The sequence below is a fragment of the Paenibacillus sp. FSL R5-0766 genome, assembly GCF_037971845.1.
In the GTDB taxonomy this organism is placed as follows: Bacteria; Bacillota; Bacilli; order Paenibacillales; family Paenibacillaceae; genus Paenibacillus.
In genome coordinates this window covers 1,745,184-1,766,754 of record NZ_CP150227.1, presented here as the reverse complement: position 1 = coordinate 1,766,754, position 21,571 = coordinate 1,745,184, and the positions used below count along the sequence as shown (strand labels likewise).

The following is a 21,571-nucleotide window of genomic DNA, read 5'->3' as shown; positions in this document are numbered from 1 at the left end:
GTCGCGCCCTACACAAAGTCCGCCCCTATTCAGGCTTTGCATAAGGCTTTCTAGCGAACGAGCAATCCGGCATCATCCATATTGCCACGTCATAACCCCCTATACGATAGATATATCGAAATTATAACAGGGCAGCATAGTGTAGGCAACGGGCTTCGTTCCAATTTCCTCTGTTCAAGAAATATGATTCTCAGGCTTTCTTCGCATTTTCCACGAAATGATCTATTGCTGACTGCTCAATGGCCAGTCCTTCCGTGTAACGCTCCATGAACAAGGCAAATCCATTCACATCCGCGCTATTCGGAGAAACCTCTTGTCCTTCTGCATCAATAAACACCTTGGTGGTAAGGTACTCCGCCAAACCCTCGTGCTGCTGCTTATTAACCATGTAGGAAGCCAAAATAGCCATTCCCCATGCGCCGCCTTCACCCGCGGTAGACATGACCGACACGGGAATATTCAGTGCGGATGCGCACATTTTTTGAGCAACTCGTGGGGTTTTGAACAATCCGCCATGCGCCCAAATGTGCTCAATCGTTACGTGCTCCTTCTGTGTAAGAATATCCAGCCCGAGCCTTAGTGCAGCAAACGCAGCAAACAGATGGACTCTCATAAAGTTTGCCAGATTGAAGCGGCTCTCCGGAGAACGTACAAACAACGGACGACCTTTTGCAATTCCTGTAATGTTCTCGCCTGAATAGTAGCCATAGCTCAGTAAGCCACCGCCATCAGCGTCAGCTTTCAATGCTTCATTGAACAATACACTGAATAACTGGTTCATATCGGGCTTCTGTCCCATAGCCTCATAAAACTCACGGAACAAGTCGACCCAGGCATTAATATCGCTGGAGCAGTTATTCGCAAGAACCATAGCCACCGGATTGCCATCAGGTGTAGTCACGATGTCAATCTCAGGGTATACCGTAGATAGGTTTTTATCTAATACAATCATGGCAAAAATCGATGTACCTACGGAGATGTTACCCGTACGTTTTTGGACACTATTCGTAGCAACCATGCCTGTTCCAGCATCGCCTTCCGGAGGGCACAGTGGAATATTGGATTCCAAGTTACCTGATGGATCTAACAGTCGGGCACCAGCTTCACTAAGATATCCGGCATGTTCACCGGCAGTGTACACTTTAGGTAAAATATCTTTAAGATTCCACGGGTAGCCTTTGTCGGCAATTAAATCGTCAAACTTCTTCAACATATCTTCATGGTATTCCAGTGTGGATTCATCAATTGGGAACATACCTGAGGCATCCCCTATACCCATAGCTTTACTGCCAGTTAACAGCCGATGTATGTAACCCGATAACGTCGTAATATAATTGATGTTAGTGACATGCTCTTCTCCGTTCAAAATCGCTTGATACAAATGTGCGATGCTCCAACGCTCTGGAATTTTAAACTGGAATTTCTCGGTTAGCTCTGATGCAGCCTTACCCGTTGTGGCATTGCGCCATGTACGGAACGGAACCAATAACTCCCCTGTTTGATCGAGTGCAATGTAACCCTGCATCATAGCAGAACATCCGATTGAGCCAATTTTTTGTATCGTTACACCATAATTTGTTTCAATCTCTTGCTTTAATTGATGATAGGTTTGTTGCAACCCATGAATCATTTCATCCATAGGGTAAGTCCAGTAACCGCCAATCAATTGATTTTCCCACTCATAACTGCTGGAACAGATGGTATTAAAATGGGGATCAATAAGTACAGCTTTGATTCGTGTGGATCCAAATTCAATGCCTAGCGAAGTTTCTCCCCTGACTATTGCTTGTTTCAAGTTTTGATCCATCATCGTATTCATCCTCTCGGCTTAATAAAACAACTCTTTCATCAACTTCCAATGTACCATTTTATTTAAATAAAGGTAATACACTACATATATGCAACGTTCTTCATCCATACACAAAAAGAAGCCACCTCCCTGGCCTTCCCCAGTTCAGTGACTCCATTTTACAATCCTATTCATTCCCTACATTCAACTATTCCTTAACAGCACCAACTACAATCCCAGTCACGAAATACCGTTGCAGGAACGGATACACAAGCAGGATCGGCAGCGCGCTGATAAAGATCTGCGAAGCCCGAATGGTCCGTTGGGACAGGTTCTTCACGGCTTCTGGATCAAGCTTCGACATATCGGCCTGCACGATGATCGTCTGCATGAATGTCGCGAGTGGCAGCTTCTCCGCATCACGGATGTAGATAATCCCGTCAAAGTATGCGTTCCAATGCCCAACCATCATGAAGAGCGAAACCGTTGCAATAACAGGTACGGAGACAGGCAGATAGATTTTGATAAACGTTTTAAAGTGCCCTGCGCCATCGATAAATGCCGCTTCTTCCAGATCCTTCGGAACGGTACGGAAGAAATTCAGCAACAGAATAATGTTAAACACCGCAACCAATCCCGGCAGAATCAAGGCCAGCAATGTGTTCATCAGTCCCAGCTTCAGAATCAGGATATATCCCGGAATGAGGCCACCGCTAAACAGCATCGTGATGACAAAATACCATAGATAGATGTTACGTGCGCGGAACACCCGCGTCTCTTTGGAAAGCGCATAGGCTGCAATCGTATTAACGATTAACGCAAGTCCAGTACCAAGTACCGTCCGCTCCACAGATACCCATAAGGAGGAGAGGAAGTTGGTATTGGCGAACGTCTTGGCATACGCCTCCAGTGTAAATCCAATTGGCCAGAACGTGACGAGACCAGCATTTGCAGGTGCAGATGCGCTAAGTGATACCATGAGCAAGTGATACAAAGGCAGCAAGCAGAGCAGTGAAAGGATGGTCAGTAACACATTGTTGAATATGCTGAATATGCGGTAAGGCATCGTTTTATGATACATTCGTTCGTCCTCCTTTCTAGAAAATTCGGTATCCGGCGAATCGGTAAGCCAGTCGGTACGAGATCACAATCAGGATCAGGCTGATGACCGATTTGAACAGATTCACAGCGGTAGCAAAACTGAACTGCCCACTAAGCAGACCTTCTCTATACACAAACGTATCGATAATATCTCCTTGTTGGTAAATCAACGGACTATATAAGTTAAAGATCTGGTCAAAGTTGGCGTTAAGCACATTCCCCAGTGCCAGGGTGGCGATGACGATCCCAATCGGAATAAGTGCCGGGATGGTAATATACATCGTTTGCTTCCAGCGTCCTGCGCCGTCCACTTCAGCCGCTTCATAAAGTGCAGGGTTTATGCCAGACAGTGCCGCGAGGAAGATGATTGTGTTGAATCCAAACTCTTTCCAGACATCACTCGCGATAATCGTGAATCGGAACCAGCTGCCATCCCCCAGGAAAAAGATCGGCTTGATGCCGAATACCGAAACCAGAAACTGATTGACAATACCCGTCTGGGCCAGAATGTCGATCAAAATGCCTGATAGCGTAACCCAGGACAGAAAGTGAGGAAGATACACGAGCGTTTGAATCGTTCTTTTCAGCGCCATCTTCCGTACCTCATTAAGTAATAAGGCGAATACAAACGGAATAATCAGGTTCATGACAATCTTGGAACAGGCAAAGAACAACGTGTTCCACGTAATTTGCAGGAAATAATCATTTTCCCACATGTACCTAAAGTGTTTCAGTCCTACCCATTCGGAATTGAAAAATCCCAGTGCAGGTTTATAATCTTGAAATGCCATCAAAATCCCGGACATCGGAATGTATGAAAATATAAAGACCATAATGGCCGCCGGCAACACCATAAAGTGCAGAATCCATGGCTGTTTGTAGCGTTTTTTTCTCTTTTTATCCAGCTTGTTCCCAACGTTTGCCTGCGGGATCCGCTTACCCTCCAATTTAGCCTCCATAGCGCTTCTCCTGTTCCCAAAAAAAGTTTTTGTGTGTGATCGGGTTCTCTGATATAAATAGTATCAAGCCATTCTGAGGTCTGCTATATAACATTGTTAGGCTTGATAGTGTTTTGTTAGGGTATCATCAGAAGAGGTTGTTTACACACGAATTAGAAGGAGACTTTTCATGCATATATGGAAGCGCTTAATGCCTTTTCAAGGTAAAACCAGATCCCCATTCAGTCTTTTTGCCAAAATAAACTTGTTAATTGTGGTCTTGTTCATCCCCATTCTAATCATGTACACCTACTCGAATAACGTCACCTATGATGTCGTCAGCAAAGAACTGCAGATCTCCAACACAAAACAGCTCACCTTTCTGTCCAGTCAGATCGACTCCCGTATCAATCAGATGATGGATTTCAGCCTGATTCTCTCCCGAGACCCCAATGTCAGAGCATTCAACGGCCTTAACATGTGGGATGATCGATATGACCGGATGCAGACCCGTTATGTGATACAAGAGAAGATGACGCTGCAAACCGGCGTTACGGATATATGGCCCACCCGATATGCGGTGCATTCACAGCAGAATAAGGATGTCATCGCCAACTACAATCAAACGACAGGATATGATGAGGAGTATCTGAAAAAAAATATGAGCGGACGATGGACCTATGGGGATCAAGGAGCCGTATCAGAGGATGAACTAAATTCCTTCTATTGGTTTTATACCGATTCCTTGGCACAGCCGGGGATGCTCACGGGAAGTAATCTGGTGATTGAAGCCAGTTTCAGCTACGAGAATATTCAAAATATGCTGGATACGTATAAAGCGGGGGGACAAGGCGATCCTTTCTTGTATCACAAAGGAAATTCACCCATCCTCAATCGCAGCGCGGACAAGCAATTATCCGCAGAACTCATTCAGTATCTAGATACGCATTCTCCGGAAGACACCACACAAGATGTCGTGAAGCTGAACGGAAAGAAATATCTGGTTAGCTCCGTGAAGTCCACCTATCTGGATTGGCATCTGGTTGACGTCATCCCGCTGTATCAGATTTTGAAACCCATCTCGCTCAGTCAGAATCTGTTCTACACCAGTATGATTTTGCTACTCGTTGTAGGCATCTCGGCTTCCATCCTGCTGTACCGGAATGTCCAGTATCCCATCAAACAACTGATCAAAGGTTTACGCCGCGTAGAGCAAGGGGATTATTCTGTCCGACTGCATAGCAAAAACAAGAATGAGTTCTCATTCCTGTTCCGCCGATTCAACGATATGTCCCATCAGATTCAAGATCTGATCGAGAATGTATTCCATGAGAAAATTAGAGCCAAGGAAGCTACGCTGAAGCAATTACAAGCGCAGATCAATCCGCATTTCCTATATAATTGTCTTGGTTATATCATCAACATGGCTCAGATGAAGGACGAGCAAGCTGTGGTCTCCATGGCGCATAACCTAAGTGCGTATTATCGCTACACCACCCGTATGGAACGGGAGACGTCGTCGCTACAAGAAGAGATCAAGCTGCTGATCAACTATCTGGATATCCAGAAGCTGCGTAATGGTCGCATTGAGTATCACATTGATATCCCTGAGGATATGCTTGCCCAGTCGGTGCCACGATTAATGCTTCAACCGATGGTCGAGAATTCCGTCATACATGGTGTAGCGAAGTCCTACTCTTCCGGGGAAATTCGAATTACCGGGGAGCGTTTGAATGGTTTTGGCAGAATATATATCGACGACGATGGTCCTGGCTTAAGCCCGGAACAGTACGAAGCGCTGAACTTGAAGATGCAGGAACCTTTACAAGAAGAAATGGGCTGCGGCCTTTGGAATACGCACCAACGAATCACGCACCTGTTCGGCAGTCATTCCTACCTCCTATTCGGCCCATCCCCACTTGGCGGATTCCGAACCGAAATCATCTGGGAGATACCAAAAGAGGATACAGATTCCGATAAAGGTAATGACGATACGAATTGATACTATACAAACAATAAATTGACGATTTAATTTTGAACAAGATCATGTACACGATAACGCAGAGGACAGAAAAAACCTGAAGAAGCAAAGCGTTCGCCTGAAAGCTTTCTGAAAGAAAGCTACATCGGAAGCATAAGCTATCACCAGATTTACACATTAAAAAATTCATTCAATAAATCTGGGGATAACAGCGATCGGAAGGTTGTTCTGTCATCGGAGTGGCAAGTGTAAATATGCCTTAGTTCAACCACCAAGGGAGACAAACACAATGCAAATGATGATCGTAGACGATGAAGCACACTGGGTCGATAACCTGTCCATGACCAAGCCCTGGCACACGCTGGGGATCGAACATGTGCATAAAGCATACTCGGCACACGAAGCACTTCAAATGATCGACACCCACCCCATCGATATCGTGATCTCGGACATTCAGATGCCCGAAATGACAGGCATTGAACTGATCGAACGTATCCGCATCCGGGACAAAAAAATAAAATGTATCCTGTTATCCGGGTATTCCGAATTCGATTACGCCAAAAAAGCCATTCAGTTCGAGGCCGTGGACTATCTGCTCAAGCCCCCAACTGACGATGAATTAATGGGCGCTGTGCAGAAGGCCATCGATCAATTGAACAACGAATGGGAACTTGTTAGTTCACTGACACGAACGCAGTTTACGTTGCGAGAGAATCTCCCCCATTTGCGGGGACGACTGCTCCTGGGGGCTTTGCAGGGACAACGAATCGCCGCTGCCGAATGGGATCGGAAGCTCGCTAATTATGCTCTGCCCTTTCATACCGGGGATGCTGCATTAATGCTGGTAAGGCTGGAAGAAGAATTCGGACACTATGACAGCAATGATCAGACCCTGATCGAATATGCCATCATCAATATGGCGGAAGAGATTATGGGTGAATTTATGGAAGTGTGGGGCGTCAAGGAGGAGCACGGATATCTGGTGTTTTTGCTTCAGTTGAAAGATCGGAAAGGCGATATTGGCAAAGAAACCATTCTGGAGAAGCTGTCCATTCAGCTTCAATCCAAAGTAAAACAATTTCTGAAAGGCTCCCTCTCCATCGTTATCACCGAGTGGTTCACCTTTCCGAATCAGCTTTACGATCGCTTCCGTCAGGCTTCGGCCTATTTCCGGCAGATCGTTGGCGACGAACGCGAATTCGTCATGCGTGTCAGCGATGTTGAGACACCTGCGGCGCAAGGTCCACTCGATGTGCTGTATACCCCGCCAACCTTCATTAGTCTGTTGGAAAGCGGACAGTGGGATGCCGCCGAAGAGAAAATCCTCGCGGTCTGCGCAGAGCTGGATGAGAAATGGTCAGAATCATGGGAGCACTGCATGGAGGCAGGTTTTCTTATTACGGCTTCATTCACCAATATTGCCCACCGGAACAAGCTGACTCTGACCACTTTAATGGGCAATGATGTCGAGGATTTGCAAAGTGGGGAAGTTTTCGCTACCATCAGCAAACTGCGGAAATGGTCGCTCAGTGTCCTTGGCAAACTCAAGGAAGGCACGTCCAACGAGATCAAGGACATCCGTTCTGAGTATGTGAAGAAGATTCAGGATTTTACAGATAAGAACCTGCATCTGGATGTATCTTTGCGTGTGCTGGCTGACCATGTCAATCTGCACCCGACCCATTTGTCCAAGATCTATAAGATCGAAACCGGCGAAGGCATCAGTGATTATATCTCGCGCCTGCGCATGGATCGGGCCTGTCACAAGCTGGTCACGACCACCAAAAAAGTGTACGAAATCAGCATGGAGATTGGTTATATGGACCCGGCTTATTTTATCAAGGTGTTCAAACGCCAGTTTGGCGTTACACCGCAGGAATACCGAGACCAGCATAAATAACATCTTAGAGGTTGTTCAAAAAATCCGCTTTTGATTACGAAGGATGCCTCACGGCATCATCAGCATCGAATATGGAATTCAGCCGAAATGTCCGTTGCTCACGTAGTTTGCCTACGCTCCGCTACTCCATTTCTAGCTTTATCCCATCTTCTCGGTACTGAAAACCGAATTTTTTGAACTTCATTTGAACATTCATTTGAACATTCACTAATAGAGTCCTATCAAAACTAAAAAACTCATATAGATGCACTCCCGCACAAATTGGTACAGTTACACTGTAAAGATCATACACCGTAGGGGGATTGAACAATGATCAAATTCAAAAAAACATGGTGGTCACTGCTCATGGTCATCGCGCTCATCACGATCACTGCGTGCGGCAGTGGCGAGACAGCCAGTGACAATGGTAATAATACGCCGGGAACTGTCGGATCTGCTGAAGCAGAAGCTGCTTTTGCCAAAGGAAAATATGATCCACCCATCGAGTTCAGTTCGGTATTGATGCCGAAGAAATACGTGCAAGGAGATACCAAAGAAAATAACGTGCACGATCGCTGGATGCTCGAAACGCTGGGTATGAAGCATAAAGATACCTGGTATCCGGCCAATGACGATCAATACAGACAAAAGCTGCAACTGGCTATCGCCTCTGGCGAAAAGCTGCCTGATTTTGTATCCGTACCCACCAATGCGGTACTGACTAATCAGCTGATCGACTCCGGTCAATTCATCGCCATCGATGAGTTGTTCGACAAGTACGCGAGTCAGACTCTGAAAGATCACGCAGCAGCACATCCTGAACTGTGGTATCCGTTCACCAAGGACGGCAAGAAATACAACATGCCGATCATGGAGTACACCGATAACGATGATACATTGCTCTGGCTCCGCGAGGACTGGATGGAGAAGCTGAACCTGGAAGCTCCGAAGACCATTGCAGACCTTGAGAACATCATGGACAAATTCAAAAACGAGAACCCGGACGGTCTGTCTCCAGACAAAGTATTCCCACTGGCGATCTCGCTGAAAAATAACACCAACACCTGGATGGGTCAGCTCGACTGGTTGTTCGGTGCATACGGCACAATCGAGGAGCAATGGAACAAAGACGCAAACGGCAACCTCGAGTACGGCTCCGTTAACCCGGGTGCCAAACAAGCCCTTGCCAAGCTGGCTGAATGGATGGATAAAGGTTATATCCACGCTGACTCCGCGCTGTGGGACGAAGGCAAATCCGCTGAAAGCTGGACAGCTGGCAAAGCGGGCATTCTGCCTGGCGCAAACTGGGTACCGGACTGGCCTGCACCTGACCTGCTGAAGAACGTACCTGGCTCAAAGTATAAAGCTTACCCTGTTCCAGCTGGCCCAGACGGCAAGATCGGTACGAAGTGGCAGAACTCTGGTGTCAACGCAAGTATCATGATCAACAAGGATGCGAAGCATCCAGAAGCCATCTTCCTGTACTACAACTACTTGCTCGATAACCTGGCTAACCCGAAAGCGGGCAGTGAGTATGAATACGGCTTCGCCAAAGGTTACGACTGGGATATCATTGACGGACAACCGACCAGTGACAAAGAGAAGATCAAAGATTTCTCCAACGAATTCCCGTTCCTGACCGGTCCAGCACGTATCCCGGATCTGTACATGAAAACACTCGTGAAGCTGGCCAACGGCGAGAAGCCTGAAACACCTTACGAGAAACAAATGGCCGAATTCCGCAAACCGGAAAACTGGTATGCAGGTAAAGTGGTTATGTCCCAGATCGACATCCGTAAACAAAACTACTTTACTGGCGCTGCAACGCCAACCATGGTATCCAAATGGAACCTGCTCCGCCAGTCCGAGATGGAAACCTTCAACAAAATCATCTACGGCAAACTGCCAATTGATGCCTTTGACCAATTCGTCGCCAATTGGAAATCCAATGGCGGGGATCAGATCACGCAAGAAGTGAATGATTGGTTTAAGTCGGTAAGCGCGAAGTAAGAATTGGATTTTGGAAAAGTAGAGCGTTAAAAACCAGCCGAAGCGTGTAATTTACCGCTTCGGCTGGTTTTTTAAGTTAAGATCGGGGTCGCTCCCCCTGACTTATGGGTTTGCGTTAGTGGATCAAGACTCCGTATCAATCTCCTCCGGCATCGACACACCTAGCAAGGATACTGTGAGTTGAATGCCGTCCCTCAGTCCTTGCATGTACAACTGCTCATTCTCTATGCCTTTGCTGACAATGTAACGATTCTCCCACTCGGTATATTCAGGTGTCTGCTCAACATTCTTGCCTGCAAACAAAGCTTCAAACGCTTCGTCCTTTTCCTCATGTACACGACTCAATTCAGGGTCATGCTCGATTCGGGCAGACACCTCATCCAGCCTCGCCCGAATCGCTTGTTCCAACCACGGTGGAAAGTTCATTGCTTCTCCTCCCCTATGCATTATGTACCTCGCTCATCATCGTGCAACTCAGCTATGTCTCGCCTTCATTTCACTCACTCGTGCCACCAGTTCATCCACCCTTCGGCTCTGTTCCTGAACCTCGGGATTGTCCCACAACGGAATCGCTTGCTTCAAGGATGCCTCACCAAGCTGATTAAGCTTGCGCCGTTCCTCTTCCAATAAGTCAAGCAACCGGCTCATACATCCACCTCTCTGATGGGTCTAAACTGTATCGTGTTTTTTAATGCTAGACATGAGCAGTCTCTTATAAGCAATTTTCTAAGCCCGATGTTATACTCTATTATCTCTGTCTCATCCAGATTGTACAAAATTAAGTGATCATTTTAATGCGGACATCGAATTAAAATAAATAATACCGATTAAACCATCCGTTAGCTAAAATAGTATCGACTTCTGAGTGGAAGCCTTTAACAAAAGAAATTGAATCAATCATAGAGGACTGCTCATAAGTTCGCAAAACTGGAACTAAGTATCAGACAGATCAGTTTTCACCTCAGAAGTTCAACGAATTCGTGATGATCGCTAAAGATTTGGAAATATCAATGAGTTTTTGTTCTGAGAATAAATCAAAAAAGAGAGTTCTATAATTTAATATCAACTTTATTTGTAGAAAATCCATTATATAAATTTCACTGAATACAAACCAAAAAGGTTGGCGCATGATGCACCAACCCTTTTTGCAGTGTTTAGATAGCATGTGAATCTAAACATGTCTTAATTCAATAAAAAATCTTAAATTTCTTCATTAATAAATAAAATTAGTGTAATTAATTAATATACTAATATATTCTCATTTTAGTTCCTCCATCATATACTTATCTAATTTGTTTATATATCTAATTTTAAAAACAACTTATATAAAATTTTGTTATCATTTTATTTTCCTCCAGAATAGATAATTTATTATTTAAATACATTGAAAGTCCCATCCAAATAAAAAGTTTTTTTTACTTTCTCAAAATTCATTTTATTTCTCACCTGTAAAATCATCAACAAAATTATCTTTTGGAATTAACTTAAGTTCCATATCTAAAGCCGTAATTAGTTTATAAAAAGTATCTAGTTTTGGGACCGCGTCTCCTCTCTCAATTCTGGCAAGATTAGCTTGGGTAATATTCATACGTTTTGCCACTGCCTCTTGTGTTAACTTTAGATCTTTTCGACGCATCACCAAGTGACTAATGTACTTAATAAACACATCAACCTTGAACTGATCATCACTATCAAGAAACTGACCTCGAACATCCGACCAATGTACGAAATCTCCTCTTTTGTTTTCCGTCTCCTGTCGACTCCTTTCTTTTATAATTTTCCCTCGTGCTATATGCGCATCATCATTCACACTACTCCCCATCAAGGGGAGTAGGGGATTGTCCCCTACTCTTAATTGTGCCCGTATTGTTTAATCCAATCTTTAAATCGTTTCTCTGCAATTGCTTTTTCATTTTCTGGAGTTTTTTCTCCCTTTTTACGAAATGCATTTGTAAGAACGAATTTATCTCCCCAAACGAAAAAAAGGATACGGTAATTCCCCGGACGCAATTCCCATATTTTACCTTGGATGTGACCCACATATGGATCTCCGATTCGTGTACCATGTTCGTTGACAACACCTAAGTATTTGGCAACCTTTGAAACTTCCTTCTTCTGAAGAGTGGAAAGATATTCAGTTACTGGATTGCAGCCACGGGCATCAATGAAGTGTATAAACCTCATGAATGATGCCACCTTTTATTATTATGATATATAATACGGATAAGTATCCGATCATCAAATTATATTGTAAACAATAAAAAAAGTCAAAAATCCTTATTCTTCTTGATACTGAGTTAATTTACGGATGTCCAGAAGGTTGCTTCACTTCGTATATCGTAAACATTTTTTGCTCATGTAATTGTATCTCCATTCCGTACAACCAAAATACCCATAGAGAGTACCTACTCTATAGGGTACAGTTCAGTTAAACCTCTCTTTGGTCTCAAAAAGCAGGTGAATTAGCCCATAATTTTTTATTTGTTATTTAACTGTTTCGATCCACAGTTAATTATATCTCTTTTTTTATACTCTAGATAAAACAACGAGTACTGGTAATTTCAAGGTACCGACTCCATAATTTATTTCTTTTTTTCAAGGCTCGATTAATTTTTGTTGCTGAATTTAAAAACAAGATAATGTTTTTAAATTTTCTAAGTCTATCATGTAAGCGTGGTTTGAGATTCCCCCCTCACTTACTACCATCTCTAACATTTAATTTTTATTATGAGAGTCTACAAAAGGAAACTCATTTTCTTTCGCTCTCCACGCCCAGCAACATGTTATAAGATAAATCTTTGGCAGCAGCAGCTCCTAGATTACTTCCGCAAAAAGGTTCACTTACATAAAAGGCTGAATAGTTTCCATTTCTACATGCCATTACACGATCTTCGTCCATTCTTCAATCGTGTATTAAAATTGATACACAGGATGGGTATGTAAATTTTATTCTACTAATCTTAAAAGACCATATTAACAATTCTAGTTGCTCTTGGTCTGTTATTGGACCTGCGTCTGTCAGACGCGTTATCCCAGACATAAAAGCGGTATGGATATTGATCTGCCCTTATAAAAACTATCAACCTCATTCACAAAATTCAATACGTCTTTCCCGAACTTGAAGTTCCGTTCAAAACCACAATAAGTCCTTGTTCCAAATGAATCATCCTTATCTATGAAATTGAAATATCTTTTAGATCACGTTGTTGTATCCACAAAGTCTCATCTACTTAAGGCTCCGCTATACTCTTAATTGGTGCGCCGCATTTCTTCAAACGCTCGAGGAGCCGCTAGTCTCCAATGCGTGGAATGGCGTACAGAAATGTTCACTTACTTATATTTAAATCTCTTTTTTGTTGATTGTTGAAGTCTTCGTTGCCTTAATTGGAGCATTGTATTTTTTCTTTCAAGCTCAATTTGAGTTTTCATATATAGTTGTTCCTCCTGCCTTTTTTCATTTGCTCTCTTTTCTTCATATTCTTTTTGATGTCTTTCAAACTCTCTCTTTATATCTTTACTCACTGTATCTTGTATATTTTTTTGTCTCTGAAAGTAACTAAATATATTTGATATAACTTCAATTATTGCCAAGATAACGACAAGGATCTCAGCGAAAGATAAATTTCTTCCCTCAAGACTCCATTTTAGTGACTTGTTAACATCATCATATTGTAGGTAGAGAGTTAATAATCCAAGTATTGAATAAAAAATTATTTTAAAGAAATCAATATAAACTGCACCATGGTCCCACTTTGAATCTCTATCCCGCCAGTTAAAAGAACTTATTAAACTAATAAATAATAAAAACACGACAATACCAACAATTTGATCTTTCACTTCTTTTGCCGGAATTATAAATAAATCCATAAGTGTATCTCCCTTGTATTATTTTCTGCTAACGTTCCTATATTCTCTACTTAGCTTATGCTAGTTGTCCTGCGAACACCGGACCAAGGACAAATGTCCGATGCATGATTAATATGTTATACAAGGTAACTGCCTCTCTGCAAATTAACTTCAAAAAGTTTGTTTCCGTACGGTATGTTTCATTCACCTTTTCTGAGATCTCTATCTTCACTAGATTCATCTTTTCTATGTTTCATTCTATAGGTTTTAATTTACTCATCATATTATTTATTCCCTTCGTTATCGTTTCTCTGTTTATTTTTGTTTCTTAGTGTACGATGTGAATTCCATTTATTTGAACTATAGTATGGACTAGCTTCAATCCTATACTGACCCAACATTTTCAATGTACTTTCATAATGATTGTCTTAAATATTAATGAAATCACGGAAAATCAAAACGCCTAACCAGCTCATAAATAGGGTAAGCTTAAAACTTATCTACAACACCCTAAACATACAAATTCCATCCCACAATAAAAGCAGCCAAGATGAACGCCGAGATGCCAGACATAATGTACATCACCTTTTGCTTTTTGCTGTAACTGTTCTTCCGCAGTTTGAACATAAGAAAGCCAAGATACGCGACTGCTAGAACCACATAAAGTAGATTAAACATTAAATTGATCCGTAACGAAGAATAACCAGGATAATTTGGAAAACTAATCTTCGTTTGTAGGATGAAAAGGTTTAGAAGGAGTGCCACACCTGCAAAGTTAATTGCAAGATGATATTTATTAAAATTGGTGGTAGATTTTCTTCGTTTATTTAGTTTGTTAAGAAGCATCTGGATTACATAGCCGATCAAAGCAATTAAAGTAAAAATGGCGGCAAGCACAGCAGGGATAAAAGATATCTTAATCAAGTTTACCTTTACATTCGATATAGGCAAGTAATCAATATAAGGAGTAAAGGAAATTTTATCAACAACACCATTATGCTCGACAACATGATAAGAACTACTTAATTCAGCTTTTGTGAATTTCCTTATATCAAGGGCCGTAAATAAATTAGTAAATTTAGATGCTGCCCGTCGTGCGGATTGAAAATATCCTCCCCCCTCCGAAGTAACTCTATTAGAATTGACGTTATCACCGAAAATCTCTTTAATAAGTCCATAATAATAAATTTCCTCAAAAGACTGGTTTGTCATGACTACCATCCCAAATTTAGATTAGGGATCAAAGACAACTTTGCTGGAGAATGCTTTCAAATTCCCCTCGTGCATCAGTGTAGGCACCCAGTATTCCATCTCAACGAACCCATGCGCAAATCGCGGAGTAGAAGTCCCGTCATAATATAGACTTGTTGACAACATTTCGTTTAACGTATCCCTGTTCTTAAATAAAACATTGCTATCATCTACAGGCATCAACGCTGCAAGAAATTTCCCTAAATCTTCTGCTGTCCCAATCGCTGCCCCTGTAGGATAAAACGTTACGTATACTCTGTTCTCAGGGATCAGTTTCAAATCTTTCGTATATCCTTCAACCTCACTCCTTCTTCGTACTACGTCCGGATGATCTTGCCCCGTTGGATGAATCGAGGTGTCGTTCATATGAAGAGGTTTAAATATATGTTGATTAACATATTCATAAAAAGGTTGTCCACTTATCTCTTCCACGATGTAACCAGCTAGACCAACGCCGTAGTTCGAATAACCCACTATGCTATTCGGTTTATAGATCTGTTTCGGCTCATTTTTACGCAACGTTTCTCCTAATTCTAACGTTTCATTCTCAGAGTAATAAAACACCTCAGCCGCTGTTTGATCTTCCCACCCCGCATTGTGATGCATCAGGTTCATTAGCGTAATCGGATCATCATATTTCAGCTTTTTGAAAAATCCCTCTGGCAGATATTCTTGGATATCGGTCTCCAAATCAAGCTTTCCTTGTTCGACAAGCTGCATCACACTCGTATAGACCAACAGTTTCGAGATGGAAGCCCATTCAAAAACCGTAGAGGTGTCCGCCTTTCGCTGATTCTCAATATCTGCGTAACCATATGCCTTATTCACAATGGTTTCACCATCTTTGATAGCTACAACCGAAACGGCAGCGGTATACTTCTCATACGATGCAACATAAGCATCAATCGTTTCCTCTAACTTGGATAAAGGAATCCTGGATGGTGTAGTCTCAACCTGTTTCTCTTCAGCGTGGGCAGATACCGCTATTGCCATAATGATAAATATGAATGACAAAACACAAGCAATTAATTTGTTTACAGTGTGATATCCACGATTCATCTGCATTAGCTTCTCTCCTTTTATTTTAAATGTTAATTACATACTCTTTTTTCACGTATGCGTTTTCAAAAGAGTCCACATGAATCTAAGTTATTTCTCCAATGCATTTACACTCCATTTAGGAGAGATGTCGGAGAATTTCGCCCTTCCAATTAACGATGTTTATTTCTTTGTCTTTCAAGAGACACCAATCAATGATTTCACCTATCCATTTTGGCGTGATGATCTCATCGCTCCATTTCGGTGTTAGTACTCTTCTGTATCCTATATATTCTAACGTCCAGCCTTCGAATTCTTCTCCGATGATGACTATAAATGGGGGCTTGTTCTTAATACTGTGTTGTCCCACTTCATAAGTGACGATTAACTTCTTATCCTCAGAAACGATATGTAATTTGATTATCCCTTCATCGTCAATATCCGGTTCAACATACCAATAAAATAATCGATTGGAGCGAACGATTTTACGTTTATATTTTTTTCTTACGCCCATAACTCACCTCACATATTTTGCTTAACACCGTATGAAGTATTTCAACAGTTTGCCAATCCACAACATTAACACTTTGTTATCCGATGTTGAAGGCCCTTAAGATTCATTAATTCTATTACTTTGTTATTCTTTCTTTATTGCCTAATATGACTTCATGAATTTCATCATATAATTGTAAATCTATAAATTCTTCATGAATCCATAGTCCTTCCTCAACATCTCCTCCCCCCATACCTCCACTAATCCCATCACCAGGAAAGAGTTTTTCGTAAAATAGTCCTTGGCCTTCTCCCTCATTACAGTCCCATGCAATGGTATCTAAATCTTTTAATAGAGTATGTAATGTCTCCTCACTGCAATTTACTAGTTTCATAGGGCAAGACAAGTAGATTTGTCCTCCATCATCACCTTCCATAATTACATATGCATCTGGAGTATCCTGAGCTTTCTTAAAACTGTCTATAAATTGATTGCTCGGTAGTCCATTTGCTTCATTAAGCATATGTCGAACAGGGCTATGGTGCTCTGGAATTACACCCATCTGATTGTTATCATCTTTTTTTCTTTCCATAAGAATACACCTCGTTGTTAGATATATTTTCTTAAAGTCATCTCAAATTAGTTATTTACTTCATTCATTCCTATGACTTGTTCAAATGCTATATTAAATTCTTTAACATTAATGTTTAACTTGATTATCCCTTCTTATCAAGCCCTTTAGTATCTAATTTAAAAGTACCTGTCAGTTCTTCCGAGCTATTACCATCAATTTTCATATTTATGTCCAATTTAATATTCCTATCAATTAATCGCTCCTGAATATCCTTACTCAAGATCGGTTCAACTGTTTCTAACATTATTGATTTATTGGTTCTATTTCGAAGAGTGAAATTGTATGTTACAACTGTAATACCTGCCTCTTCTTCGCTCTCTCCCAGTCCAAATGAACTTGAGTTTATTATCAACCCGTCCTCAACAATTTTATCTGTCTTCACACTGTATGAAATACATCCACTTAGGGCGAGTATTGTTAAAAGAAATAGTAAAATCATTAAACGCTTTTGATTCTTCAATTCGGAAACTCCTTTAATTTTTTTCTTCATTTTTAAGATCCGTGTTTGCAAGTTCAAGTGCGATCGCTAGTCTAATCCGTGTATATTTCCTAAGTCCTTTTAAATAGGTATTGTCTAGTTGTTTGCTTTCAATTATAGGTTTAATATCGTGGTCGTAGCGATCGATTTCTACTTTTGCAATTGTATCGTTATTAATCAGCAACGAAAAAATATCTTCCCCTTGTTCAGGTATCCAGAACAAAATATAGGCAGTTTTCATTTGTGGAAAAAACCTCTTAATAACTGAAAGCAAACCTGATCTTATTTCATCATTAAATAATGACTCATGCGATCCTACTAATTCTCTTCTTATATCTTCTTCAGTTTTAGTGCCCTTTAATTTTATTAATTTCATAATGCCTCACAAGTTATCATTATTTTATTTTTTTGACTTGTTAATTTCCTTTAACACTTATTAAATACCAACGGGAATGATTCGACAGATTGAGAAGTGCAAAGTTGTCCATTAACCCCACTGATATAGATCTAAGATAAATACTTCATTACCTAGCGAAAAATAAATCTGTTCCCAATCAAACTCATCTTTCCATTCAACCTCTGTTACCAGTCTATAAGCTTTAACATTTGACCCTTCAAAGAATTCTTCCAACAGTTTAATCAGTTTATTACTCACGTTATTTGACTCTTTATTTAGTTCTGCAGGCGTTTCTCCATCAGTGTCCGGATATTTAACACTTACGCCAAAATTTTGTAAGCGAAATAAAGAGAAAAACCATCTTGCGGTAATATTAAATATCTCATCCTTCCAATCATCTAATTCGCTTAGTCCTACATATTTAATATCTTTGTGATCTTTTAAATTACCATTAGTATTATGAAGTTCTATTGCTCGTTCTATTGGCGAATCAATTTTTATAAACTGATATTCGTGCCCATAACATCCTCCGAAGTGAGTAATTAAATTACTTACCCCTTCTAAATATCCATTGATTTTATTGAATAGTTCATGATTCATACAGTCACATCCAATATCTTAGTAAATTGATTTTATCTGTTTCACAATTAAATTCCTTATTTACTCCATAAACTCTTGATATCTTCTACTATAGTTTTTGAAATATGTTTGGATGAATCCTGCGGATACAACCATACTGTTACAATAAGAGTTAAACATATCGTTAATCCTAGAATAACTCGCCTAACAACTTTAAATCCGGTGTATTTAAGCAAAAAATAAACTAAACTAGATAAGATCAGAATAATCATACCATTCACCAAAAAGGTCATGGGCAAGCTTATAATCCTGCCTAATCCGGTGTTAGGATATTTTAATAAAAGTAAAATCTCTAATACTACAAATGGAACTGACAGTAGAACAATATAAAAAAAATAACTTTTGAATTTCCTCTCCACCACTGAACTCACCTACTTCAACTCTTTTAATACAATTCCACATAACGTTCCTGTATTCACGAACCCTCTAGTTTGAAAGTACTCCTCAGAAATCTCCTTCAATATTTTATCCTCTTAATCTATAATAATTTTCTGCCGTATATATTGACCATTCCCAAAACTTATCTCCCTGACTGATAATAAATCGTTCGAACCACAACTCGAAGTTCATATTCAAGGGCCTCGACTCATGAAAATGATCTATGTGCCCCTTAACCATTAAGTAATTATTTGAGCCTTGGCTATATGCTTTCAGATCAATTATTATATTATCTTGGTATATATATGCTATCTTTAAGTACCCATCAGTTGGTTCCTCGTACGTTGATTCTTCAATATCCTGCCACTTATATAAATATGATTCTCCACCGTATTGCGGATGGTCAAATAATGAGCAACCATTGGTTGTCTTCAAAAAGTTAATATAATCATTGGGAAGTTTATACCCTAACTTCCTTTGGAATTCCAATAAATCACTTTCATCTGCTGCTTCATTAAACTGACAGGTAGCTTGAGTTAAATAACCTTCTTGAAGTTGCAATTCTAGTAATTTATTATTTTCTAATCTTTTCTTTAAAGAGTCTATTGTTTTATAAATTAATTCTCCTTGAATCAACGTCCATCAATCCTTTCGGCAATTTCGTATAACTTTTGGCTAGTTATCGTTAATTATCGTATCACGGTAGGTGAATACTGTTTTTTGCAATGCTTCGTTCGTTATTGGAAAGAATATACACGAATCCTTAGTCACGATAACACCCCACTATGCTGATCAACGTTGAGGTAGGGTGTTATATTGAAATAACTTTTTTAATTCTGTTAATCTTTTATCTTGAATAATTCACTATAGATTTCACGCAGCTCAGTTGAGTTATCATGCCACTGAATGGGTCTACCATTGATAATTTGGACCAATACATCCAGGCACCTATGCCATCCTGCGGCCGTGTTCACTGCCCATGAATCATCGTTAAACGTATGGGTAAAGATCATTCGACATCCTTTATCTTCTTTCTGCAATGAAATGTTAATCAGATCATCAACTTCACGGAACCCAAATACATATGGCTTTTCTAACTCTGTAATGGTCCCCTCATATGTCGTTCCTTCACCATCATCGAAGGCAATCCTGCCACCAATTCTCAGATCCATCTCTCCTGTTGCGAAAGGGTACCATTGGGCGAAGGAACTAGGCTTCGTGATAACAAGGAAAACATCTTCTGGATTTTGATGAAGAAATCGTTCAAACCTCAAAGCATAACGACCGTTTGACTCAAGTAATGCACCATATTCATTCACCTGTTCATCCTCCTTTTTCATCACATATATCCATCTTCAGGATCACCAACATCAAAACCTAATATTTTTGACGCTTCCAACTTGAACGTTTCTATCCATGAAGTCCAATCATCGTTATTCATCTGTGCATAAAATGATAATCCACTAGGCTCAACGGATGCTTCAATAAAAACATCATCCTCTTCAGTTCCAAACCAATATGGAATTCCACTTTTATAACCAATCCACCCTGGCATCCGCTCATATACTTTAGAAACTTTAGCCCACAACTCATCAGGCAGGTCATATCTTATATTTAGATTGCAATTATGAGAGTTTATGTTGTTCAATTACATTCTCTCCTTCTACCTTAGACGTATATCAAAATTTATCCTCTATTTTTATGTAAAGTACCACACTTCTTCCACTACTTGATCAAGGATGTATCTCTTGATCTTTATATACTATTTTCGTTTATCGTTTACCAAATATCTTCTCCCTTTAAGATTTCTTTCGTGGGCTGGTCTACAGCTAACCAAGTAGAAATATCCTCTTCTATTTTTCTCTTCCACGCTATTAAAAAATGTACTTGGCATATCTGGTGGGAATCAATCTCTGTCATAGATACTTCAATGCCTTGATCAGAATGTAAGACAAAACTATACTTCTCAGAATCAGAGTGCAAAGCTAGAGATTTAGGAATCATATCACCTTGGTTTCTTTTTCCCATTATCAGTGGTTCTTCTTGGGTTCCTATGTGTAAGCGGTAATATTCATTCTCATATTCGACAGCTTCAAGATTTTCTCCCGTGTCAGCCCCGTAATCTTCCCAGCTGTATCCCTCTTTCCACAAAGCAGAAAAGCTACACGTGCTTATCTGATGATGTGTATTGGGTTTGATTCTAAATACGGCTCCCCAGCATTCCTCTACTTCCTGAGGTGAAGAAAGATTATAGTTCAGATTACAGAGCACTAACTCGCAATCAAACGAGTCGTAGTAATACTGGTATAGTGATCCGCCATGTTTGAGCTGAGAACAGTGAGTAGGAAGATAACATTCGCCAGAGGCAGCAAGTGAAAGTTCAATTGTTCCAAGAGGCGTATATATTGAAGGTTTTATAAGGTCAGTCCCTTGAATTAAGGCTTCTTTTCCACGAAAGAGCTTCATTATGTCCCTCCTTATAGTCTTTCACTTAAGCGTCCAGAACTAAACATAAGCGGTTTTAGGAAAAAACCTCTTTTTCAAATTTTGATTTATTAATTTCTGAAATGTTCCAGCATCACGACGGCCCCCTTTAGATAGCCCTTATCTTAGGGAATGGATGTACCTGCTTACCCATTCCACAGAAATATTACGGGCAGATCAAGGGGCACAAGCCCCTGTGCGGGAATATGATATTATACGAAACTACTTCTAATTT

Annotated in this window: 22 protein-coding genes; 3 read left to right on the top strand and 19 right to left on the bottom strand. The window is 40.6% G+C overall.

The genetic code is table 11. From position 1 onward, the window contains the following. Positions 1-190: 190 nt before the first annotated feature. The 3 genes from MKY66_RS07885 to MKY66_RS07875 form a co-directional block, all read right to left on the bottom strand. The gene (locus tag MKY66_RS07885; protein WP_076209527.1) at positions 191-1,807 is read right to left on the bottom strand and encodes an FGGY-family carbohydrate kinase; all 1,617 of its coding nucleotides are present in this window, start codon (positions 1,805-1,807) and stop codon (positions 191-193) included. Positions 1,808-1,997: 190 nt separating this feature from the next. Beyond that, positions 1,998-2,870: a carbohydrate ABC transporter permease gene (locus tag MKY66_RS07880; RefSeq protein ID WP_017689839.1), complete on the bottom strand. Its 873-nt coding sequence runs from the start codon at positions 2,868-2,870 to the stop codon at positions 1,998-2,000. Between the two features lie 16 nt (positions 2,871-2,886). Beyond that, on the bottom strand, positions 2,887-3,744 hold the full coding sequence (locus MKY66_RS07875) for an ABC transporter permease subunit (RefSeq protein WP_179087181.1): 858 nt from the start codon (positions 3,742-3,744) through the stop codon (positions 2,887-2,889). A 274-nt stretch (positions 3,745-4,018) separates the two neighbouring features. On the opposite strand from MKY66_RS07875, the gene MKY66_RS07870 reads away from it, so the two are divergent. The 3 genes from MKY66_RS07870 to MKY66_RS07860 all read left to right on the top strand — a co-directional run bounded on the left by MKY66_RS07870 (position 4,019) and on the right by MKY66_RS07860 (position 9,698). Next, entirely contained in the window at positions 4,019-5,830 is a 1,812-nt protein-coding gene (locus MKY66_RS07870) for a sensor histidine kinase (RefSeq protein ID WP_076209365.1), read from the top strand. 268 nt (positions 5,831-6,098) lie between these two features. Beyond that, positions 6,099-7,709: a response regulator gene (locus MKY66_RS07865; RefSeq protein ID WP_076209366.1), complete on the top strand. Its 1,611-nt coding sequence runs from the start codon at positions 6,099-6,101 to the stop codon at positions 7,707-7,709. A 309-nt stretch (positions 7,710-8,018) separates the two neighbouring features. Next, positions 8,019-9,698: an ABC transporter substrate-binding protein gene (locus tag MKY66_RS07860; protein ID WP_076209367.1), complete on the top strand. Its 1,680-nt coding sequence runs from the start codon at positions 8,019-8,021 to the stop codon at positions 9,696-9,698. 123 nt (positions 9,699-9,821) lie between these two features. Here the strand turns inward: MKY66_RS07860 and MKY66_RS07855 are convergent, their stop codons facing one another. The 16 genes from MKY66_RS07855 to MKY66_RS07780 form a co-directional block, all read right to left on the bottom strand. Beyond that, complete coding sequence (locus MKY66_RS07855) at positions 9,822-10,124, bottom strand: hypothetical protein (RefSeq protein WP_076209368.1); 303 nt, start codon at positions 10,122-10,124, stop codon at positions 9,822-9,824. A gap of 48 nt (positions 10,125-10,172) precedes the next feature. Next, a complete protein-coding gene (locus MKY66_RS07850) occupies positions 10,173-10,346 on the bottom strand; it encodes an aspartyl-phosphate phosphatase Spo0E family protein (protein ID WP_143760265.1) in 174 nt (57 codons plus the stop codon). A 787-nt stretch (positions 10,347-11,133) separates the two neighbouring features. Further along, positions 11,134-11,508 (bottom strand): helix-turn-helix transcriptional regulator, encoded by a 375-nt coding sequence (locus tag MKY66_RS07845; protein ID WP_179088489.1) that lies wholly within the window; start codon positions 11,506-11,508, stop codon positions 11,134-11,136. Between the two features lie 41 nt (positions 11,509-11,549). Further along, complete coding sequence (locus MKY66_RS07840) at positions 11,550-11,882, bottom strand: type II toxin-antitoxin system RelE/ParE family toxin (protein WP_076209370.1); 333 nt, start codon at positions 11,880-11,882, stop codon at positions 11,550-11,552. A 1,146-nt stretch (positions 11,883-13,028) separates the two neighbouring features. Next, entirely contained in the window at positions 13,029-13,565 is a 537-nt protein-coding gene (locus MKY66_RS07835) for a hypothetical protein (protein ID WP_076209371.1), read from the bottom strand. 489 nt (positions 13,566-14,054) lie between these two features. Beyond that, a complete protein-coding gene (locus tag MKY66_RS07830) occupies positions 14,055-14,756 on the bottom strand; it encodes a hypothetical protein (protein ID WP_076209372.1) in 702 nt (233 codons plus the stop codon). A 21-nt stretch (positions 14,757-14,777) separates the two neighbouring features. Further along, positions 14,778-15,860 carry a serine hydrolase domain-containing protein gene (locus MKY66_RS07825; RefSeq protein ID WP_076209373.1) on the bottom strand — a complete coding sequence of 361 codons (1,083 nt, stop codon included), beginning with the start codon at positions 15,858-15,860 and terminating at the stop codon, positions 14,778-14,780. A gap of 112 nt (positions 15,861-15,972) precedes the next feature. After that, on the bottom strand, positions 15,973-16,347 hold the full coding sequence (locus MKY66_RS07820) for a hypothetical protein (protein ID WP_076209374.1): 375 nt from the start codon (positions 16,345-16,347) through the stop codon (positions 15,973-15,975). Between the two features lie 115 nt (positions 16,348-16,462). Further along, the gene (locus MKY66_RS07815) at positions 16,463-16,918 is read right to left on the bottom strand and encodes a hypothetical protein (protein WP_076209375.1); all 456 of its coding nucleotides are present in this window, start codon (positions 16,916-16,918) and stop codon (positions 16,463-16,465) included. A gap of 124 nt (positions 16,919-17,042) precedes the next feature. After that, complete coding sequence (locus MKY66_RS07810; RefSeq protein WP_076209376.1) at positions 17,043-17,420, bottom strand: hypothetical protein; 378 nt, start codon at positions 17,418-17,420, stop codon at positions 17,043-17,045. A 13-nt stretch (positions 17,421-17,433) separates the two neighbouring features. Next, on the bottom strand, positions 17,434-17,814 hold the full coding sequence (locus tag MKY66_RS07805) for a hypothetical protein (RefSeq protein ID WP_179088490.1): 381 nt from the start codon (positions 17,812-17,814) through the stop codon (positions 17,434-17,436). Between the two features lie 111 nt (positions 17,815-17,925). After that, positions 17,926-18,435, bottom strand: a complete 510-nt coding sequence (locus MKY66_RS07800) for a hypothetical protein (protein WP_076209377.1) — start codon at positions 18,433-18,435, stop codon at positions 17,926-17,928. A gap of 504 nt (positions 18,436-18,939) precedes the next feature. Then, the gene (locus tag MKY66_RS07795) at positions 18,940-19,488 is read right to left on the bottom strand and encodes an SMI1/KNR4 family protein (protein WP_076209379.1); all 549 of its coding nucleotides are present in this window, start codon (positions 19,486-19,488) and stop codon (positions 18,940-18,942) included. 203 nt (positions 19,489-19,691) lie between these two features. After that, on the bottom strand, positions 19,692-20,171 hold the full coding sequence (locus tag MKY66_RS07790; RefSeq protein ID WP_076209530.1) for an SRPBCC family protein: 480 nt from the start codon (positions 20,169-20,171) through the stop codon (positions 19,692-19,694). A gap of 20 nt (positions 20,172-20,191) precedes the next feature. Further along, positions 20,192-20,500 carry a hypothetical protein gene (locus MKY66_RS07785; protein ID WP_083656936.1) on the bottom strand — a complete coding sequence of 103 codons (309 nt, stop codon included), beginning with the start codon at positions 20,498-20,500 and terminating at the stop codon, positions 20,192-20,194. A 131-nt stretch (positions 20,501-20,631) separates the two neighbouring features. Next, entirely contained in the window at positions 20,632-21,318 is a 687-nt protein-coding gene (locus tag MKY66_RS07780; RefSeq protein WP_076209380.1) for a hypothetical protein, read from the bottom strand. Positions 21,319-21,571 lie beyond the last annotated feature (253 nt).